The organism is Micromonospora lupini str. Lupac 08, from assembly GCF_000297395.2.
GTDB classification, from domain to species: Bacteria; Actinomycetota; Actinomycetes; order Mycobacteriales; family Micromonosporaceae; genus Micromonospora; species Micromonospora lupini.
In genome coordinates this window covers 5310376-5327195 of record NZ_HF570108.1, presented here as the reverse complement: position 1 = coordinate 5327195, position 16820 = coordinate 5310376, and the positions used below count along the sequence as shown (strand labels likewise).

At 72.8% G+C, this 16820-nt stretch carries 15 protein-coding genes; all 15 read left to right on the top strand.

Annotation, left to right across the window (positions count from 1 at the left end; genetic code table 11):
• Positions 1-1786, top strand: a 1786-nt coding sequence (locus MILUP08_RS25290; RefSeq protein WP_237747188.1) for a peptidoglycan D,D-transpeptidase FtsI family protein, incomplete at its 5' end; no start/stop codon positions are given.
• Between the two features lie 52 nt (positions 1787-1838).
• Complete coding sequence (locus MILUP08_RS25285; RefSeq protein WP_083915917.1) at positions 1839-3401, top strand: UDP-N-acetylmuramoyl-L-alanyl-D-glutamate--2,6-diaminopimelate ligase; 1563 nt, start codon at positions 1839-1841, stop codon at positions 3399-3401.
• Entirely contained in the window at positions 3398-4795 is a 1398-nt protein-coding gene (locus tag MILUP08_RS25280; protein ID WP_007463029.1) for a UDP-N-acetylmuramoyl-tripeptide--D-alanyl-D-alanine ligase, read from the top strand. The genes MILUP08_RS25285 and MILUP08_RS25280 overlap by 4 nt, the downstream gene beginning before the upstream one ends.
• Positions 4792-5916 carry a phospho-N-acetylmuramoyl-pentapeptide-transferase gene (mraY, locus tag MILUP08_RS25275; protein WP_007463028.1) on the top strand — a complete coding sequence of 375 codons (1125 nt, stop codon included), beginning with the start codon at positions 4792-4794 and terminating at the stop codon, positions 5914-5916. The genes MILUP08_RS25280 and mraY overlap by 4 nt, the downstream gene beginning before the upstream one ends.
• Positions 5917-6550: 634 nt before the next feature.
• Positions 6551-7963 (top strand): FtsW/RodA/SpoVE family cell cycle protein, encoded by a 1413-nt coding sequence (locus tag MILUP08_RS25270; RefSeq protein ID WP_039908769.1) that lies wholly within the window; start codon positions 6551-6553, stop codon positions 7961-7963.
• A complete protein-coding gene (gene murG, locus MILUP08_RS25265) occupies positions 7963-9069 on the top strand; it encodes an undecaprenyldiphospho-muramoylpentapeptide beta-N-acetylglucosaminyltransferase (protein ID WP_007463025.1) in 1107 nt (368 codons plus the stop codon). The genes MILUP08_RS25270 and murG overlap by 1 nt, the downstream gene beginning before the upstream one ends.
• Positions 9066-10631 (top strand): UDP-N-acetylmuramate--L-alanine ligase, encoded by a 1566-nt coding sequence (murC, locus tag MILUP08_RS25260; RefSeq protein ID WP_007463024.1) that lies wholly within the window; start codon positions 9066-9068, stop codon positions 10629-10631. Before murG ends, murC begins: the two co-directional genes overlap by 4 nt.
• Positions 10628-11446, top strand: coding sequence for a cell division protein FtsQ/DivIB (locus MILUP08_RS25255; RefSeq protein ID WP_007463023.1), 819 nt, complete (start codon positions 10628-10630; stop codon positions 11444-11446). The genes murC and MILUP08_RS25255 overlap by 4 nt, the downstream gene beginning before the upstream one ends.
• A 244-nt stretch (positions 11447-11690) precedes the next feature.
• Entirely contained in the window at positions 11691-12806 is a 1116-nt protein-coding gene (ftsZ, locus tag MILUP08_RS25250; protein WP_007463022.1) for a cell division protein FtsZ, read from the top strand.
• Positions 12807-12815: 9 nt separating this feature from the next.
• A complete protein-coding gene (locus MILUP08_RS25245; RefSeq protein ID WP_007463021.1) occupies positions 12816-13559 on the top strand; it encodes a YggS family pyridoxal phosphate-dependent enzyme in 744 nt (247 codons plus the stop codon).
• 189 nt (positions 13560-13748) lie between these two features.
• Positions 13749-14453, top strand: a complete 705-nt coding sequence (locus tag MILUP08_RS25240; RefSeq protein WP_007463019.1) for a cell division protein SepF — start codon at positions 13749-13751, stop codon at positions 14451-14453.
• A gap of 30 nt (positions 14454-14483) precedes the next feature.
• Entirely contained in the window at positions 14484-14789 is a 306-nt protein-coding gene (locus MILUP08_RS25235) for a YggT family protein (RefSeq protein ID WP_007463017.1), read from the top strand.
• Positions 14790-14833: 44 nt separating this feature from the next.
• Entirely contained in the window at positions 14834-15640 is an 807-nt protein-coding gene (locus MILUP08_RS25230; RefSeq protein ID WP_007463015.1) for a DivIVA domain-containing protein, read from the top strand.
• Positions 15641-15720: 80 nt separating this feature from the next.
• A complete protein-coding gene (locus MILUP08_RS25225; RefSeq protein ID WP_007463013.1) occupies positions 15721-16485 on the top strand; it encodes a hypothetical protein in 765 nt (254 codons plus the stop codon).
• A gap of 5 nt (positions 16486-16490) precedes the next feature.
• Entirely contained in the window at positions 16491-16802 is a 312-nt protein-coding gene (locus MILUP08_RS25220) for a DUF167 domain-containing protein (RefSeq protein WP_007463011.1), read from the top strand.
• The last annotated feature ends 18 nt before the right edge of the window (positions 16803-16820 follow it).

Here is a 16820-nt window from a genome sequence, read left to right as displayed (position 1 = left end):
GTCGCGCAAGCCGCCGCGCCCGCCGAAGCTCGCCGACCCGCGGCTGCGGCTGCGCCTGGGCACCGTGCTCACCCTGGCGCTCTTCGTCGCCATCGGGGTGCGGTTGATCTTCCTGCAGGCGGTGGACACCCCGGCGTACGCAGGTGGTGGCGTCGCCGACCGGACCCGCACTGTGGAGCTGCCCGCACCGCGCGGCGCGATCTACGACTTCCGGGGCGAGCCGCTGGCCCACAGCGTCGAGGCGCGGTACGTGTTCGCCGACCCGACCCTGATCGAGGACCGGACCAACCCCGGGTGGATCGGCGCCGACGCCACCGCCAAGGCGCTCTCCCCGCTGCTCGGCATTCCGGCGTCGAAGCTCACCGAGCTGATGAAGCCCCGCAAGCTGGAGAACGGCAATCCGTCCCGTTTCGAGTACCTGGCCCGGGGGGTGGAGATCCCGACGGCCAAGCAGGTGCAGGCGCTGGACCTGCCCGGCATCGGGGTGCACCGCGACGAGCGCCGGGAGGTGCCCGGCGACGACCTGGCGGCCAACCTGATCGGCTTCACCAGCCAGGACATGGACGGCCTGGAGGGGTTGGAGGCACGCTACGACGACCTGCTCTCCGGGCAGGACGGCCGGCGGGTGTACGAGGCCGGCCTCGGTGACCTCGCCGCGCCGATCCCGGGCGGCTACAGCAAGACGACCCCGGCCAAGCCGGGCAGCTCGCTGACCCTCACCATCGACCGTGACCTGCAGTTCCGCACCCAGCAGATCCTCAGCGCGGGGATGGCGGGGCAGCGGGGCGCGACAGCCGCCGCCGTGATCATCGACGTCGCCACCGGCGAGGTGCGGGCCCAGGCCAGCGATCCCACCTACAACGCCGCCAAGCCGGTCCCGAGCGACCCGGTCGCCCGGGAGGACGCCGCGACCAGCTTCGTCGTCGACCCCGGCTCGGTGCACAAGGCGATCACCTACGGCGCGGCGCTGCAGGAGGGGGTGATCACCCCGGACACGACGCTTCCCATCGCCAACAGCATCAAGAAGGGTGACACCTGGTTCTCCGACACCCACCCGGCCAACGGCCGGAAGATGAGCGTGCCGGGGATGCTTGCCTTCTCGTCGAACGTCGGCGCGATCACCGTCGCCGACCGGCTCGGCCCGGACCGGCTGATCGACTACCAGAAGCGGTTCGGGCTGGGCAAGCCCACCGGCGAGGGTCTGCCCGGCGAGGCCAGCGGCCGGCTGCTGCCCATCGACGAGTGGAGCGAGTCGTCGCGCGGGTCGGTGCCGATCGGGCACAGCGTCGACGCCACGCCGTTGCAGATGGCCGCCGCGTACGCCGCCATCGCCAACGACGGCACGTACGTGCAGCCGCACCTCGTGAAGGAGACGATCGGCCCGGACGGCAAGCGCACCCCCGCGCCGGCGCCGGTCACCCGCTCGGTGCTCAGCCCGCAGAACGCGGCGGCGCTGCGCACCATGCTGGAGGCGGTCACCACCGTCGAGGGCGCCACCGGCACCCTGGCGGCGGTCCCGGGCTACCGGGTCGCCGGCAAGACCGGCACCGGCTGGCGCCTCGTGGACGGCAAGAAGCAGCCCGGTGAGGTGTCCTCCTTCATCGGCATGGCACCCGCCGAGAAGCCCCGGTACGTGATCGCGGTCTTCGTGTACGCGCCCGGTGGTGGGGGTGCCGCGATAGCCAACCCGGCGTTCCGCGACATGATGCAGTTCACGCTGCGTCACTACCGCGTGCCGCCGTCCCCGAGTGGTTCCGCACCCAAGTTCGTGGTCTATCCGCGCTGACCAGCGAAGGCGCGACATCATCGGTGAGTGCCGACGAACCACCGGGGCGGCTGTGCGGCCGGAACCGGACGACCGGGTAGGGTCTGACGCCGTGCCCGGCAATCCACGTCCACGTACCGTGACCGGCGTCCGGCTCGGTGACCTCGCCGTCCGGCTCGCCGTCGACCTCCCGGCGGACGCCGCCGACGTGGTCGTCACCGGCGCGACCCACGCCAGCCAGGAGGTCCACCCCGGCGACCTGTACGCGGCCCTGCCCGGCGCCCGCCGCCACGGCGCGGAGTTCGCCGTCGGCGCCGCCGAGGCCGGCGCGGTGGCCCTGTTGACCGACCGGGCCGGCGCCGAGCTGGCGGCGGCGAGCGGCCTGCCCGCCCTGGTGGTGCCCGACCCGCGCGCGGTGCTCGGTGAGCTGGCCTCGGCGGTGTACGGCGACCCGACGGCGGCGCTCACCGTGATCGGCGTGACCGGGACCGCCGGCAAGACCTCCACCGCGTACCTGGTCGAGTCGGGGTTGCGCGCCGCCGGGCACACCACCGGGCTGATCGGCACCGTGGAGACCCGACTCGGCGACCTGGTGATCGACAGCGTGCGCACCACCCCCGAGGCGACCGACCTGCACGCGATGCTGGCCACCGCCCGGGAGCGCGGCGTCACCGCCGTGGTCATGGAGGTCTCCAGCCACGCCCTGGCCATGGGTCGGGTCGGCGGGGTGCGCTTCGCCGTCGGCGGGTACACGAACTTCGGCTCCGACCACCTGGACTTCCACGCCGACAGCGCCGACTACTTCGCCGCCAAGGCGCAGCTCTTCGACGGCCGCTGCGCGGTCGAGGTGCTCAACCACGACGACCCGGCGCTGAAGCCGCTCTACAAGCCCGCGACGGTCAGCTACTCGGCGCTCGGCGACCCGACCGCGACATGGTGGGCCGACGGCGTCGACGGCGAGGGGTACGCGCAGCGGTTCACCGCGCACGGCCCGGACGGCGTGGTGGTGACCGGCGGGGTGGCGCTGCCCGGGCGGCACAACGTGGCCAACGCGCTGCTGGCGATCGCCGCCCTGGTGGGCGCCGGCGTGGATCCGGTGACCGCGGCGGCCGGCGTGGCCGCCTGCGGCGGCGTGCCCGGCCGCCTGCAACTGGTCGACGTCGTCGGGCCGGTGCGCGGGGTGGTCGACTACGCGCACAAGGCCGACGCGATCGTGGCCGCGCTGGCCGCGCTGCGGGAGCTGAGCGCCGGCCGGTTGATCTGCGTGATCGGCGCCGGCGGGGACCGGGACCGGGGCAAGCGCCCCGTGATGGGCGCCGCCGCGGCCGAGGGGGCCGACCTGGTGCTGGTGACCGACGACAACCCGCGTACCGAGGACCCCGCCCAGATCCGCGCCGAGGTGCTCGCCGGGGCGTACCGGGCGGGCACGGCCGCCCGGATCATCGAGGTGGCCGGTCGCCGGGACGCGATCGACGAGGCGGTCCGACTGGCCGAGCCGGGCGACGTGATCGCGCTGCTCGGCAAGGGCCATGAGCGGGGCCAGGAGGTGGCGGGCGAGATGTTCCCGTTCGACGACAGCACCGAGCTGGCCGACGCGCTGCGGGCCCGCTTCTCCGACCGGGCGGGTCAGCGGTGATCGCGCTGACCCTGGCCGAGGTGGCCGCTGCGGTCGACGGGCGGCTCGTGCACGCGGACCCGGCCGCCACCGTCACCGGCTCGGTCGAGTTCGACTCGCGCAAGGTCGGGCCCGGTTCGCTCTTCGTGGCCTTCCCGGGGGAGAAGGTCGACGGGCACGACTACGCCGCGACGGCGCTGGCGGCCGGCGCGGTGGCGGTGCTCGGCACCCGCGAGCTGCCCGAGGTGCCGATGGTGCTCGTCGACGACGCCCTGACCGCGATGGGCCGGCTGGCCCGCGCGGCGGTGGCCCGGCTGCCCGAGCTGACCGTGATCGGTGTGACCGGCTCCTCGGGCAAGACCACCACGAAGGACCTGATCGGCCAGCTCACCGCCCGCCTCGGCGCCACGGTGGCCCCGCCCGGGTCGTTCAACAACGAGCTGGGCCACCCGTACACGGCTCTGCTGGCCGGACCGGACACCCGCTACCTGGTGATGGAGAAGGGCGCCCGCGGCATCGGGCACGTGCGCTACCTGTGTGAGCTGGTGCCGCCCCGCATCTCGGTGGTGCTCAACGTCGGCACGTCGCACATCGGCGAGTTCGGGTCGCAGGACAACATCGCCCAGGCCAAGGGCGAACTGGTCGAGGCGTTGCCTGCCGACGGGCTGGCCGTGCTGAACGCCGACGACCCCCGGGTGGATGCCATGGCGGCTCGCACCCGGGCCCGGGTGGTCCGCTACGGCGAGGCGCCGGACGCCGACCTGCGCGCCGAGGACGTCACGCTCGACGAGCGGGGGCACCCGTCGTACACCCTTGTCACCCCGGAGGGGCGGGTGCCGGTGCGGCTCGCGTTGACCGGCCGTCACCAGGTCGGCAACACCCTCGCCGCCGCCGCGGTCGCCCGGGAGCTGGGCATGCCGCTGGCCGACCTGGCCCCGGCGCTCGGCGCGCTGGGGCTGAAGTCCACCAGGCGGATGGACGTCTTCGACCGGCCCGACGGGGTGACGGTCATCGACGACTCGTACAACGCCAACCCGGCCTCGATGGCTGTCGCGCTCCGGGCGCTTGCCAGCCTCGGTCGGGAACGGCGTACCGTCGCGGTGCTCGGTTACATGGCCGAGCTGGGCCCGTTCGAGCCCGACGGCCACGCCGAGGTCGGCCGACTCGCGGCCGAGCTGGGTGTCGACCGGCTGCTCGTGGTGGGCGAGCCGGCCGCGCCGATCCACGAAGGCGCGACAGCGGTAGGGAACTGGGGAGGAGAGTCGGTGCTGCTCACCGATCAGGCGGCGGCCGTCGAGGTGCTGCGGGGCGAGCTACGGCCGGGCGATGTCGTCCTGGTCAAGGGCTCCCGGTACCGGACCTGGGAGGTGGCCGACGCCCTGCGCGCCGACGCCGCCGAGGAGGCCACCCGATGAGGGCGGTCATCGTCGCGATCGGGGTGGCATTCCTCGTCTCGCTGTTCTGCACGCCGATCGCGATCAAGGTGTTCACCCGGCTCAAGGCCGGCCAGCCGATCCGGTCCGACGGTCCCGCCATGCACCAGGGCAAGAAGGGCACGCCCACGATGGGCGGCGTGGTCTTCATCCTGGCCACGGTGATCGCGTACGTGGCCGGGCACCTGGCGCTGACCACGCTTCCGGATCTGCAGATCGCCCAGGTGGAGCCGACCATCACCGCGCTGGTGCTGCTGGGGCTGATGGTCTTCTCCGGCGCGGTGGGCTTCCTCGACGACTTCCTCAAGGTGCGCAAGCGCAACAGCGCCGGCCTGAACAAGCGCGGCAAGCTGCTCGGCCAGATCCTGGTCGGCGCGGTATTCGGCGTGGTGGCGCTGTACTTCCCGAGCACGATGACCGACGCGACGGGCGCGAAGACAAACACCGAGACGGTGGGCAGCACCACGCTGAGCTTCATCCGGGACATCGACGCCCTGGAGGTCAGCAAGATCGGTGCGGTGATCATCTTCATCTTCGTGGTGATGGCCGCGACGAACGGGGTGAACCTCACCGACGGTCTGGACGGCCTGGCCACCGGCGCCTCGGTGATGGTGCTCGCGGCGTACGCGCTCATCGCGTTCTGGCAGTACCGGCACTGGTGCGCCGACCCGAGCTACACCCAGTCCTACTGCTACTCCGTCCGGGACCCGCTGGAGATCGCGCTGATAGCCGGGGCCGCGGCCGGGGCCTGTGTGGGCTTCCTGTGGTGGAACACGTCTCCGGCGCGGATCTTCATGGGCGACACCGGTGCGCTGGGGCTGGGCGGCCTGATCGCCGGCATGGCGATGTCCACCCGGACGATCCTGCTGCTGCCGATCATCGGCGGGCTCTTCGTGATCATCACGATGTCCGTGGTGATCCAGATCATCTCCTTCCGGACCACAGGCAAACGCGTGTTCCGGATGTCGCCGTTGCAGCACCACTTCGAGTTGGCCGGCTGGAGCGAGGTCAACATCGTGGTCCGGTTCTGGATCATCGCCGGCATCGGTGTGGCCATCGCCCTGGGCCTGTTCTACAGCGAGTTCCTCGCCAACATGACCTGATCCACCCCGGTTCGGCCACCCTGGTCGGCCACCCTGCACGGCCACCCTGGTCGGCCGGGCGGGCGTTGCGGTCTGTGTGCGGCCGGTCGGGTGGCAGGGTGCTCGAACCGTCCTTTGCTCTGCTTCAACGGACGCACCACTCGCACGGCAGAAGTGTTGCGTCGGTTGAAGCAGAGCAAAGGGGCCGCGGGACCCTCCCCCGGGGAGAGCCCGACACGCCCGGTGCATCGTTGTGGGCCTGTCGGGCGTGCCGAGCGGTGATGATGTCCGGGTGGGGGAGGAACCAGGCACCGAGGACAGGACAGCCGGTCGGCCGCGACGGTCACCGGGCACGGCGCGTACGGCGAAGGCGGTCGGTGCGGCCCGCGAGCCTGAGCGCGCGGCCCGTGAGCCTGAGCGCGCGGGCCGTGAGCCCGACCGCCCGGCCCGTGAGCCTGAGCGCGCGGCCCGCGAGCCCGACGCCGTTGCGCGACCGGCGGACGGCGGGGCGCGTGAGCCGGGCCGGGCAGCGCGTGAGCCGGGCCGGGCAGCGCGTGAGCCGGGCACCGCCCCGGGGCGTGCGGCTGGCTCGACGGGGCGTGAGCCCGACGGGGGTGCCGCCGTCCCGCTGCGCGGGTTGGATCCGGCCGGCGGACTGGCCGCCCTGCGCGGCCTGCTGGACCGGCCGCTGGCGTCCTACTACCTGCTGCTGTCCAGCGCCGGTCTGCTGCTGCTCATCGGGCTGACAATGGTCTTCTCGGCGACAAGCGTGAAGGACTACGCCGAGGACGGCAACGCGTCCGCCTCGGTGACCAAGCAGGCCATCTTCGCGGTGATCGGCATCGTGGCGTTCTGGGCGTGTCAGCGCCTGCCCGCCAGCACCTACCGCTCGCTGGGCCGACCGCTGCTGTTCACGTCGGTGGCGCTGCTGCTGGTGCTCAACCTGCTGGTGGCCTACGGCCGGCTCACCCGTCAGAAGTCGGTCGTCTTCGGGCCGGTCGAGGCGCGGCTGAACTGGCTGTTCGTCGGCGGGATCCAGGTGCAGCCCTCCGAGTTGGCCAAGTTCGCGCTGGTGCTGTGGGGCTCGCACGTCATCGCCCGCAAGGGCGCCGCTCTGGGCTGGTGGCGGGAACTGGCCACCCCGCTCTTTCCGGTCATGGGTCTGCTGTTCGTGCTTGTCGGCTACAACGACACGGGCACGATGCTCTGCCTGCTGGCCCTGGTGGTCGGCCTGTTGTGGGCCGCCGGGGTGCGGATGCGGGTCTTCGGCGCCCTCGCGGCGGCGGGGCTGGTCGGCGTCGGACTGCTCGTCGCGGTGGCCTCGCTGGGCGCCGGCTCCGGCGAGCAGGGCGCGGAGAACTACCGCTTCGCCCGCCTCGCCATGTTCTTCAATCCACCGGACCCGGAGAAGTGCAAGCTCGACGGCTGCCTCCAGTTCTACCAGGGCCGGCTGGCCATCGAGCACGGCGGCTGGTTCGGCGTCGGGCTGGGCAAGGGCAGCCTCAAGTGGGACTGGCTACCCGAGGCGCACAACGACTTCATCTTCGCGATCATCTCGGAGGAGCTGGGGGTGATCGGCTGCGCGGTGGTGCTCAGCCTGTTCGCGGTGCTCGCGTACACCGGTCTGCGCATCGCTCGTCGGGTCGACGACCCGTTCCGGCGGCTCGCGGCCGCCGCGGTCACGACCTGGCTGGTGAGCCAGGCGGTGATCAATGTCGGTGGGGTGGTGGGGTTGCTGCCGATCACCGGTCTGCCGCTGCCGTTCATCTCCGACGGCGGAAGTGCCCTGGTCGTGACGTTGGCGGCGATCGGGATGCTGGCGTCCTTCGCCCGCGCCGAACCCGATGCGGCCAGAGCGCTGCATGCCCGTCCGCCGGCCCGGTGGGTCCGACTACTCTGGGCCCCGTTGCCGCCGCTTCCCGGCCGGCGTCGCCGGCCGGCGACGCCGCCGGCTGGCCGAGGGTCCGTGCCCCGGTCCCGCGAGCGGCGCCAGGACGACCAGGCCGCACCGCGCGGCGTCCGGCAGGGCCGGAGCCGCCAGGGTACGGCGAGCGAGAGGAGACGCTGATGGGTCCGCTGCGTTCGGTGGTGCTCGCGGGAGGTGGCACCGGGGGGCACATCTACCCGCTGCTCGCCTTCGCCGACTGCCTGCGCCGACACGACCCGGGCGTCCGGATCACCTGCCTCGGCACACCCAAGGGCATGGAGAACGAGCTGATCCCGCCACAGGGCTACGACCTGCGGCAGATCCCGGCGTACCAGCTGCCCCGCTCGGTGAACATGAACCTGGTGCGTACCCCGGGCCGGATGTGGACCGCGGCCCGCGCCGCGGGCAAGGTCATCGACGAGGTGCGCGCCGACGCGGTCGTCGGCTTCGGCGGGTACGTCTCGGTGCCTGCCTACCTGGCCGCGTGGCGCCGCGAGCTGCCCATGGTGATCCACGAGGTGAACGTGCCGCCGGGCGTGGCCAACCGCCTCGGCATGAAGTTCACCAAGAACATCGCGGTCGGCTTCCCGCACCAGCCGAGTCAGGCCGAGTCGCTGCGTGACGCGACAGTGGTGGGGGTGCCGCTGCGCCGCAGCATCGCCTCGCTGGACCGGTACGCGCTGCGCAACGCCGCCCGCGCCCGCTTCGGGCTCCGCCCGGACCTGCCGGTGCTCTTCGTCGCGGGCGGCTCTTCCGGCGCCCGCTCGATCAACCTGGCGGTCTCCGGGGCGGCCAAGGAGCTGGCCCGCAACGGTGTGCAGGTGCTGCACGTGATGGGCGCCCGCAACGAGCCGGTGCCGATCCCCACCGACCTGCCGGTGCCGTACGTGACGCTGCCGTACCTGTCCGAGATGGAGCTGGGCTACGCCGCGGCCGACCTCATGCTGGCCCGGGGCGGCGCGATGACCGTCGCCGAGGTGGCCGCGATCGGCCTGCCGACGATCTTCGTGCCGTACCCGCACAGCAACCAGGAGCAGAAGCGCAACGCGCTGCCCGTGGTGGAGGCCGGCGGCGGGCTGCTCGTCGACGACGCGGAGCTGACCCCGGACTGGCTGGAGCGCGCGGTGATCCCGCTGATCCGCGACCCGCAACGGCTCTACGCGATGGGCGCCGCCGCGTCGGCGTACGGGCGGCGCGACGGCGACGAGGCCCTGCGCTCGTTCGTCCTCGAGGCGGTGGTCCGATGACCGCGCAGTTCACCCCGGCCGGCACGCTCACCGCCGAGGACCTGGGCGCCGTCCACCTGATCGGTGTGGGCGGCGTGGGGATGCTCGGCGTGGCCCGACTGCTGCTCACCCGGGGCATCCGGGTTTCCGGCAGCGACCTGCGCGAGTGGCCCTCGCTGGCGGGTCTGCGGGCGCTCGGCGGCACCATCTACCTCAGCCACGAGGCGACCAACCTCGACGGGGTGGACACCGTCGTCTACTCCTCGGCCATCCCGAAGGACCACCTGGAACTGGTCGAGGCCCGTCGACGCGGCCTGCGGGTGCTGCACCGCTCGGAGGCCCTGGCCGCGGCGATGACCGGCCGCCGGGCGATCGCGGTCGCCGGCACGCATGGCAAGACCAGCACCACCTCGATGGTGACCATGGTGCTCCAGCAGGCCGGTGTGGACCCGTCCTTCGTGATCGGCGGGGAGATCTCCGAGGTCGGCTCGGGCGCGCACCACGGCACCGGCGAGTACTTCGTGGTGGAGGCCGACGAGAGCGACCGCTCGTTCCTCATCTACCGCCCGTACGTCTCGATCATCACGAACGTCGAGCCGGACCACCTGAACACCTACGGCGACTACGCGACGCTGGAGGCGGCGTTCGTCGAGTTCGCCCGGCTCACCGACCCGGACGGGTTCATCATCACCTGCGCCGACGACCCGGGCGGTCGGCGGCTGGCGGCGACCCTGCGCGCCGAGGGGCGGCGGGTGCACACGTACGGCGCGGCCGAGGACGCCGACCTGCGGCTGACCGAGATCGTCTCCTCCGCGCGGGGGGTGCGTTACCTGGCCGCGATCGACGGGCGGTCGCTCGGCGAGTTCCGGCTGCCCGTGCCGGGCCGGCACATGGGGCTCAACAGCGCCTCTGCGGTGCTGGCCGCGTACCTGTTGGAACTGCCGCTTCCGGCGGCGGAGGCGGCGCTTGCGGTCTTCCCGGGCGTCCGGCGGCGCTTCGAGCGCAAGGGCGTCGCGGACGGCGTGCTGGTCTACGACGAGTACGCCTACCACCCCACGTCGATGACGCTTGCCGTGCAGACGCTGCGTGAGGTGGCCGGCGACGGGCGGCTGATCGTCGTCTTCCAGCCGTACCGGCTGTACCGCACCCGCGACAACCAGGCGGAGATCGCCGAGGCGCTGGCCCTCGCCGACGAGGTGGTGCTGCTGGAGGTCTTCGGGCCGGGCGAGCTGCGCCAGCCCGGTGAGGGTTCGGCGGCGCTGATCGAGGCGGTGGCGCTGCCGGCCGAGCGGAAGGTGTTCGTCGACTCCTGGGAGGACGCGCCGGTCGAGGTGGTCCGTCGGGCCCGCTCGGGTGACGTGGTGGTGACCATGGGCGCCCCGCCCATCTCGCTGATGGGTGACGAGTTGCTGGCCGCCCTGGGCGCGCGTACCGCCGACTCCGCGCCGACCGCGACCGTCGACCCGGTGGCCACGACCCCGGCGATCGGCCAGCCGGTGCCCGGCGGGTCCACTGCCGGTGGCGACGGGGCGGCGCTCGGTGGCGCTGCCGCACCGGACGGCGCGGCCCCCACGGCCGGATGAGCCCCGGCCCCGCCCGAGGGCGCACCAGCGGCGCCGACGGCGGCGCCCCGCGGCGCGGTCCGGCCCGGCGTTGGCAGTTGGTCCGGGCCGGCAGCGACGCGGTGCCGCCGTCGACCCGCCGCTTCATGGCCCGGGCCCGGCAGCGCAGGATGCGGGCGGCGTTGCCGTGGGCGGTGGCCGCCGGGGTGCTGGCCCTGCTCGGGCTTGTCGCCTGGACGGTCCTCGGGACCGGCCTGCTCGGGGTCCGCGCGGTGACCGTGGAGGGCGCCACGCTTGTCACGGACGTGCAGGTACGCGACGCGGTGGGGGTGGCGGACGGCGTGCCGTTGGCCCGGGTGGACCTGGCGGCCGCCGCGCGTCGGGTCGGCAGGTTGGCGCCTGTGGAGCGGGCCACGGTGTCGCGGGACTGGCCGGGCACGCTTGTGGTCCGGGTGACCGAGCGGACGGCGGTGGCGGTGGTGCCGCAGGCGGACGCGTTCGCGCTCGTCGACCGCACCGGCGTGGCGTTCCAGACGGTGGCCCGCCGCCCCGCCGGTCTGCCGCTGGTGCGGGTGGCCCGGCCCGCCGCCGCCGACCCGGAGACCCGGGCCGCGCTGGAGGTGCTCGGGGCGCTGACCCCGCAACTGCGTGCCGAGCTGGTCGAGCTGAGGGTGGAGGGCCTGGCCCGGATCAGCCTGCGGCTGCGCGGGGACCGCACGGTGGTCTGGGGCGACGCCACGCGGGGTACGGACAAGGCCCGGGTGGCGACCGCGCTGCTCGGTGAGGACAGTGACCGGATCGACGTGAGCGCGCCGGACGTGGTGACCTTCCGCTGACGGGTGAGCGTGCGGGGACGTGACGAGTCGCGCTCCGGCGGCGACACGCCGGTCGGGTCCTTGGCTCCTGGCGTGGTGGCGCTTACGTTGCCCCGAAGAGGTTCAGTGGTTGACATAACTGTAAGCCTCTAGTAGAGGGTGAGGGTTCACCCCTGACTCTCGCTGGTGACAGCTGTCGTCGGCCGCTGGTCTGGCCACGCCGTACCCGGTCGGCCGAAGCCAATCTCGAAGGAAAGGACCGGAGATGACACCTCCGCACAACTACCTGGCGGTCATCAAGGTCGTCGGCATCGGGGGCGGCGGCGTCAACGCCGTCAACCGGATGATCGAGGTTGGGCTCAAGGGCGTCGAGTTCATCGCGATCAACACCGATGCCCAGGCGCTGCTGATGAGCGACGCCGACGTCAAGCTCGACGTCGGCCGGGAGCTGACCCGCGGCCTGGGGGCCGGGGCCAACCCGGACGTCGGCAAGAACGCCGCCGAGGACCACCGCGACGAGATCGAGGAAGTGCTCAAGGGCGCCGACATGGTCTTCGTGACCTGCGGTGAGGGCGGCGGCACCGGCACCGGCGGCGCGCCGGTGGTGGCCAACATCGCCCGCAAGCTCGGCGCGCTGACCATCGGCGTGGTGACCCGCCCGTTCTCCTTCGAGGGCAAGCGCCGCCAGGTGCAGGCCGAGACGGGGATAGACGAGCTGCGTAACCAGTGCGACACGCTCATCGTCATCCCGAACGACCGGCTGCTGGCGCTGGGTGACCGCAACATCAGCATGATGGACGCCTTCCGCACGGCCGACCAGGTGCTGCTCTCCGGCGTGCAGGGCATCACCGACCTGATCACCACCCCGGGTCTGATCAACCTGGACTTTGCCGACGTCAAGAGCGTGATGAGCGGCGCCGGCAGCGCGTTGATGGGCATCGGCAGCGCCCGCGGGGAGAACCGCGCGGTCGAGGCGGCCGAGGCGGCCATCTCCAGCCCGCTGCTGGAGCAGAGCATGGACGGCGCGCGCGGCGTGCTGCTCTCCATCGCCGGTGGCTCCGACCTGGGCCTGTTCGAGATCAACGACGCGGCCCAGCTGGTCACCGACGCGGCCCACCCGGACGCCAACATCATCTTCGGCGCGGTCATCGACGACGCGCTCGGCGACGAGGTGCGGGTGACTGTCATCGCGGCGGGCTTCGACGGTGGCACCCCTGCGTACAAGGCGGCCGAGCCGACCCGCAAGACCAACACCAACCAGCCGGCGCCGCAGAGCACCCCGGTGCCTCCGCCGGCCACCCTGCCGGCGCAGACCCAGTCGCCGCGCCGGGTGCTCTTCGACGACGTGGACGTGCCCGACTTCCTCAAGAACGGCTCCTGAGCGCCGCCGATGACCGACAGCTCAGCCACGGTACGACCGGACCGGCGCGCCGAACTCGCGGCCGGCCTGGCCCGGGTGCGGGCCCGGATCGCCGACGCCTGCGCGGACGCGGGCCGGGACCCCGCCGACGTCACGATGATCGCCGTGACCAAGACGTACCCGGCCGGCGACGCGCTGGCGTTGGCCGGTCTCGGGGTGACCGACCTGGGGGAGAACCGCGACCAGGAGGCCGCCGGCAAGGCCGCCGAGGTGGCAGCGGCCGGGGTGCGTCCACGGTGGCACTTCATCGGGCAGTTGCAGCGCAACAAGGCGCGCTCGGTCGTCCGCTATGCCGACGTCGTGCACTCGGTGGACAGCGTGCGGCTGGCCCGTGCGCTGGGTAACGCGGCGGCCGAGCGGGAACGGCCGCTGGACGCCCTGGTCCAGGTGAGCATCGACGGCGACCCGGCGCGCGGTGGCGCGTTGCCCGACTCGGCCGACGAGGCCACGGGGCTGGAGGCGGTCGCCGCGGCGGTGGCGGACGCGCCCGCGCTGCGGTTGGCCGGTCTGATGGCGGTGGCGCCGCTGGGGTGGCAGCCCGAGCGGGCCTTCGCCCGACTGGCCGAGGTGGCCGAGGCGTTTCGGACTCTCCATCCCGGAGCGACATCGTTGTCGGCGGGAATGAGCGGCGACCTGGAAATCGCGATCCGATACGGCGCGACACATGTCCGCGTCGGTAGCGCGTTGCTCGGAATGCGTCCCACGCTGCGGTAGCCTGACCGCGAGACAGGCAAATTACATCAGTGTTGTTTCAGGGCGGCGGATCCTTGTGGGGGTCGTGACGCGCGACGCGAATCGCGCGCCAGGGGGATTGCCGTTCCGGTCCGATGGGCATGGTTGTCCACTCGCGACGGGCGACATGGCACGGGGGCGAGTGCCGCACGGCGGACGGAAGGGCGCGGGATGGGTGCACTGCGCAAGGCGGGGGTCTGGCTCGGTCTCGTCGAGGAAGACGACGAGCGGGCCTACGACGACGGTGGCTACGACAAGGGTGGCTACCGCGAGTCGCGGTACCGGCAGAGTCGGTACGCCGAGGAGTTCTCCGACGAGGACGACGACGACGCCGAGGAGCCACCGGCTCCCCGGCCGCGCGCCAGCGAGCGGGGCCGGCTCTCCGAGCGGTCCACCGGGCGCGGCGGCGACTCCGACCGCGGTGACGGTGAGCGTCCCGAGCGGGCGGAGCGTGCCGAGCGGGCCAGCGTGCGGTCGATCACGCGGTCCTCGGCCGGCGACACGTCGGGCGCGCTGACGTACCACACGCGCGACAATCTGGCCCTCGCGCCGCAGGCCGCGACGCGGGAGCGGGTGGCCGTGCCTGAGGAGGAGCAGCGCTACCAGATCACCACGCTGCACCCGACCACCTACCGCGAGGCGCGCACCATCGGTGAGCACTTCCGCGACGGGGTGCCAGTGATCATCAATCTCACCGAGATGGATGAGGCCGACGCCCGCCGTCTGGTTGACTTCGCGGCCGGTCTGGCGTTCGGGCTGCGCGGTACGATCGAGCGCGTGACCAATCGGGTGTTCCTGCTCTCACCGGCCAATGTCCAGGTCACCGCTGAGGACAAGGCCAAGATCGCTGAGGGTGGATTTTTCAGCCTGAGTTGACCCCGCCCGACCCGAGGGACGTCGCTTACCGTGTTGTCGATCTTACTGCAAGTGTTGTACCTGGTCCTTTATGTCTTCCTGCTTCTTCTTCTGTCCCGGTTCGTGTTGAGCGCGGTTCTGCAGTACGGCCGCCGGTGGCAGCCGGGGCGGGGCGCGGCGGCAGGATTGGAATCCGTGTGGAGCGTCACTGATCCCCCTCTCAACGCGTTGAGGCGTGTGATCCCTCCGCTGCGAATTGGTACCGTGAGCATCGACCTGGCCTCCCTTGTGCTCCTGGTTATCCTGTTCGTGCTGATGGAGTTCGTGTTAGGGCCGTCGATCACGGCAACCGCCTGATGACCGACGCGCTTTCGCGGCCGCAACTGACCCGAGGAGTTTCGATGCCGCTGACCCCGGCCGACGTCCACAACGTCGCCTTCAAAAAGCCGCCGATCGGCAAGCGGGGGTATGACGAGGAGGAGGTCGACGCCTTCCTGGACGAGGTCGAGCGCGAGCTCGCCCGTCTCATCGAGGAGAACAACGAGCTGCGCGCCCAGGTGGAGCGCGGCGGCCGTGGCGGTGCCCCCGCCGGCCCCGGCGGCGACGCCCGACTGGCGGCGGAGCTCAACGACGTCAAGGCCCAACTGGACCGGGTGCAGCGCGACAAGTCCGCTGCCGAGCAGGCCGCCCGTGCCATGCAGGCCGAGCTGGAGCAGGTCCGGGCGACCGGCGGCCCGGCCGGCGGCGTCACCGGTGACGGTGAGCAGCAGGCCCTGCGCGTGCTGATGATGGCCCAGCGCACCGCCGACGACCACGTGTCCGACGCGCGTCGCGAGGCCGACCAGCTCCTGTCCGAGGCCCGCAGCAAGGCCGAGGAGGTGACCCGCGAGGCTCGCGCGAAGGCCGACGCCCTGGAGCGGGACGCCCGCCAGCGGCACCAGGAGGCCATGGGCGGCCTGGACGCCAAGCGCACGGCCCTGCAGAAGCACATCGAGGAGCTCAAGCAGTTCGAGCGCGAGTACCGCACCCGGCTCAAGGCGTACCTGGAGAGCCAGTTGCGGGACCTCGACGGTCGCGGCCAGGGCCTCGAAGCCGAGATGACCCGCTCCGAGGCAGGTCGGGTCGCCGGCGGCAACGGGCTGGCAGCCGCAGGGCTCGCCGGTTCGTACGGCGGCGGGCGCTCCGGCGCCCTCGAAGCCGGACGCTGAGCACCGGCCGGCGATCGCTGTCCGCAGATGGTGACGGTCGCCGGCCCTGCCTGGACGGTACGACGCGGCGGGGGTGAGCCGTGATAGTTGCGAGTCTTCTGCTCATCCTCGTCGCCGTGGTGCTGCTGGTGTTCGGTCTGGCCGGTGGCTCCAGCATTCTGTTGACCATCTCCATCGCGGCCAGTCTGCTGGCCGCCGTGGCGTTGGTGGCGGGCGCCCGCCAGGCAGCCGCCAACCGCGCGACGGCGGATCCCGGTCGGCCCGGTCCACGGGACCGCGCGACATTCCGCAGGGCCAGCCAGGCCGAGCCGGGGTTCGCGTACGGTCCACCGCTGGCCGAGCCGGACGTGCCGGTCCAGCACGTACCTTCGACGGTCGGTAACGGCGGCACCGGGTGGCGGCAACCACCCGAGCCGCCGTCCGACCCCGACGAGGCGCCGCCGTCGGACGCGTGGCCACCGCACGACGCGGCCTCGCCGTTCGAGCCCGAGGCACCGTTCGTGCCCCCGGCCGACGGCTCACGCTTCTCGCCCGTCAGCCCGGCATCGCCCTTCGTGGCGCGGGGCGACGAGGCATACTCCTCCGACGCGGCGGCTGTCGACGCGCTGGCCGACGAGCCGGCCGAGCAACCGATCACCCCTGCCGAGGCGGCCCGGGTCTCCCGACTGCCCGACCCCGTCGTGGTGGTGGACGGGCGGCCCCGCTACCACCTGGCCGGGTGCCCGCACCTGGCCGGCCGGGTGCCCGAGCCCCTTCCGGTCGCCGAGGCCGTCGAGCTGGGCTTCACGCCGTGCGCGGCGTGTGCGCCGGCCACCGCCCTGCTCACCGATGCCCGGCCGATCTGAGCGCGGTGCCGGTGCCCCCGCAGGACGCGTTCACCGTGGCGGTGCGGGTGAAGCCCGGCGCCCCCCGGAACACCGTCGGTGGCCGCTTCGACGGCCCGCACGGTCCCGCCCTGGTGATCGCGGTCCACGCTCCGGCGGTGGACGGCCGGGCGACCGAGGCCGCCCGCCGTGCCCTCGCCGACGCGTTGGGTGTCCGGGCGGCCACGGTGTCGCTGCGCACCGGCGCGACAAGCCGGGACAAGCTGTTCCTCGTCGACCGGCCGGGCCCCGGGCTGACCGACGTGCTGCACCGACTGCGCGACGGATCCGCAGGGTGAGGACCGCCCGGGCTCGGC

Coding starts and splice junctions, on each gene's coding strand:
- ftsZ (WP_007463022.1), top strand. CDS start 11,691: ATGACACCTCCGCACAACTACCTGGCGGTCATCAAGGTCGTCGGCATC.
- murC (WP_007463024.1), top strand. CDS start 9,066: ATGACCGCGCAGTTCACCCCGGCCGGCACGCTCACCGCCGAGGACCTG.
- mraY (WP_007463028.1), top strand. CDS start 4,792: ATGAGGGCGGTCATCGTCGCGATCGGGGTGGCATTCCTCGTCTCGCTG.
- murG (WP_007463025.1), top strand. CDS start 7,963: ATGGGTCCGCTGCGTTCGGTGGTGCTCGCGGGAGGTGGCACCGGGGGG.
- MILUP08_RS25230 (WP_007463015.1), top strand. CDS start 14,834: ATGCCGCTGACCCCGGCCGACGTCCACAACGTCGCCTTCAAAAAGCCG.
- MILUP08_RS25240 (WP_007463019.1), top strand. CDS start 13,749: ATGGGTGCACTGCGCAAGGCGGGGGTCTGGCTCGGTCTCGTCGAGGAA.
- MILUP08_RS25255 (WP_007463023.1), top strand. CDS start 10,628: ATGAGCCCCGGCCCCGCCCGAGGGCGCACCAGCGGCGCCGACGGCGGC.
- MILUP08_RS25245 (WP_007463021.1), top strand. CDS start 12,816: ATGACCGACAGCTCAGCCACGGTACGACCGGACCGGCGCGCCGAACTC.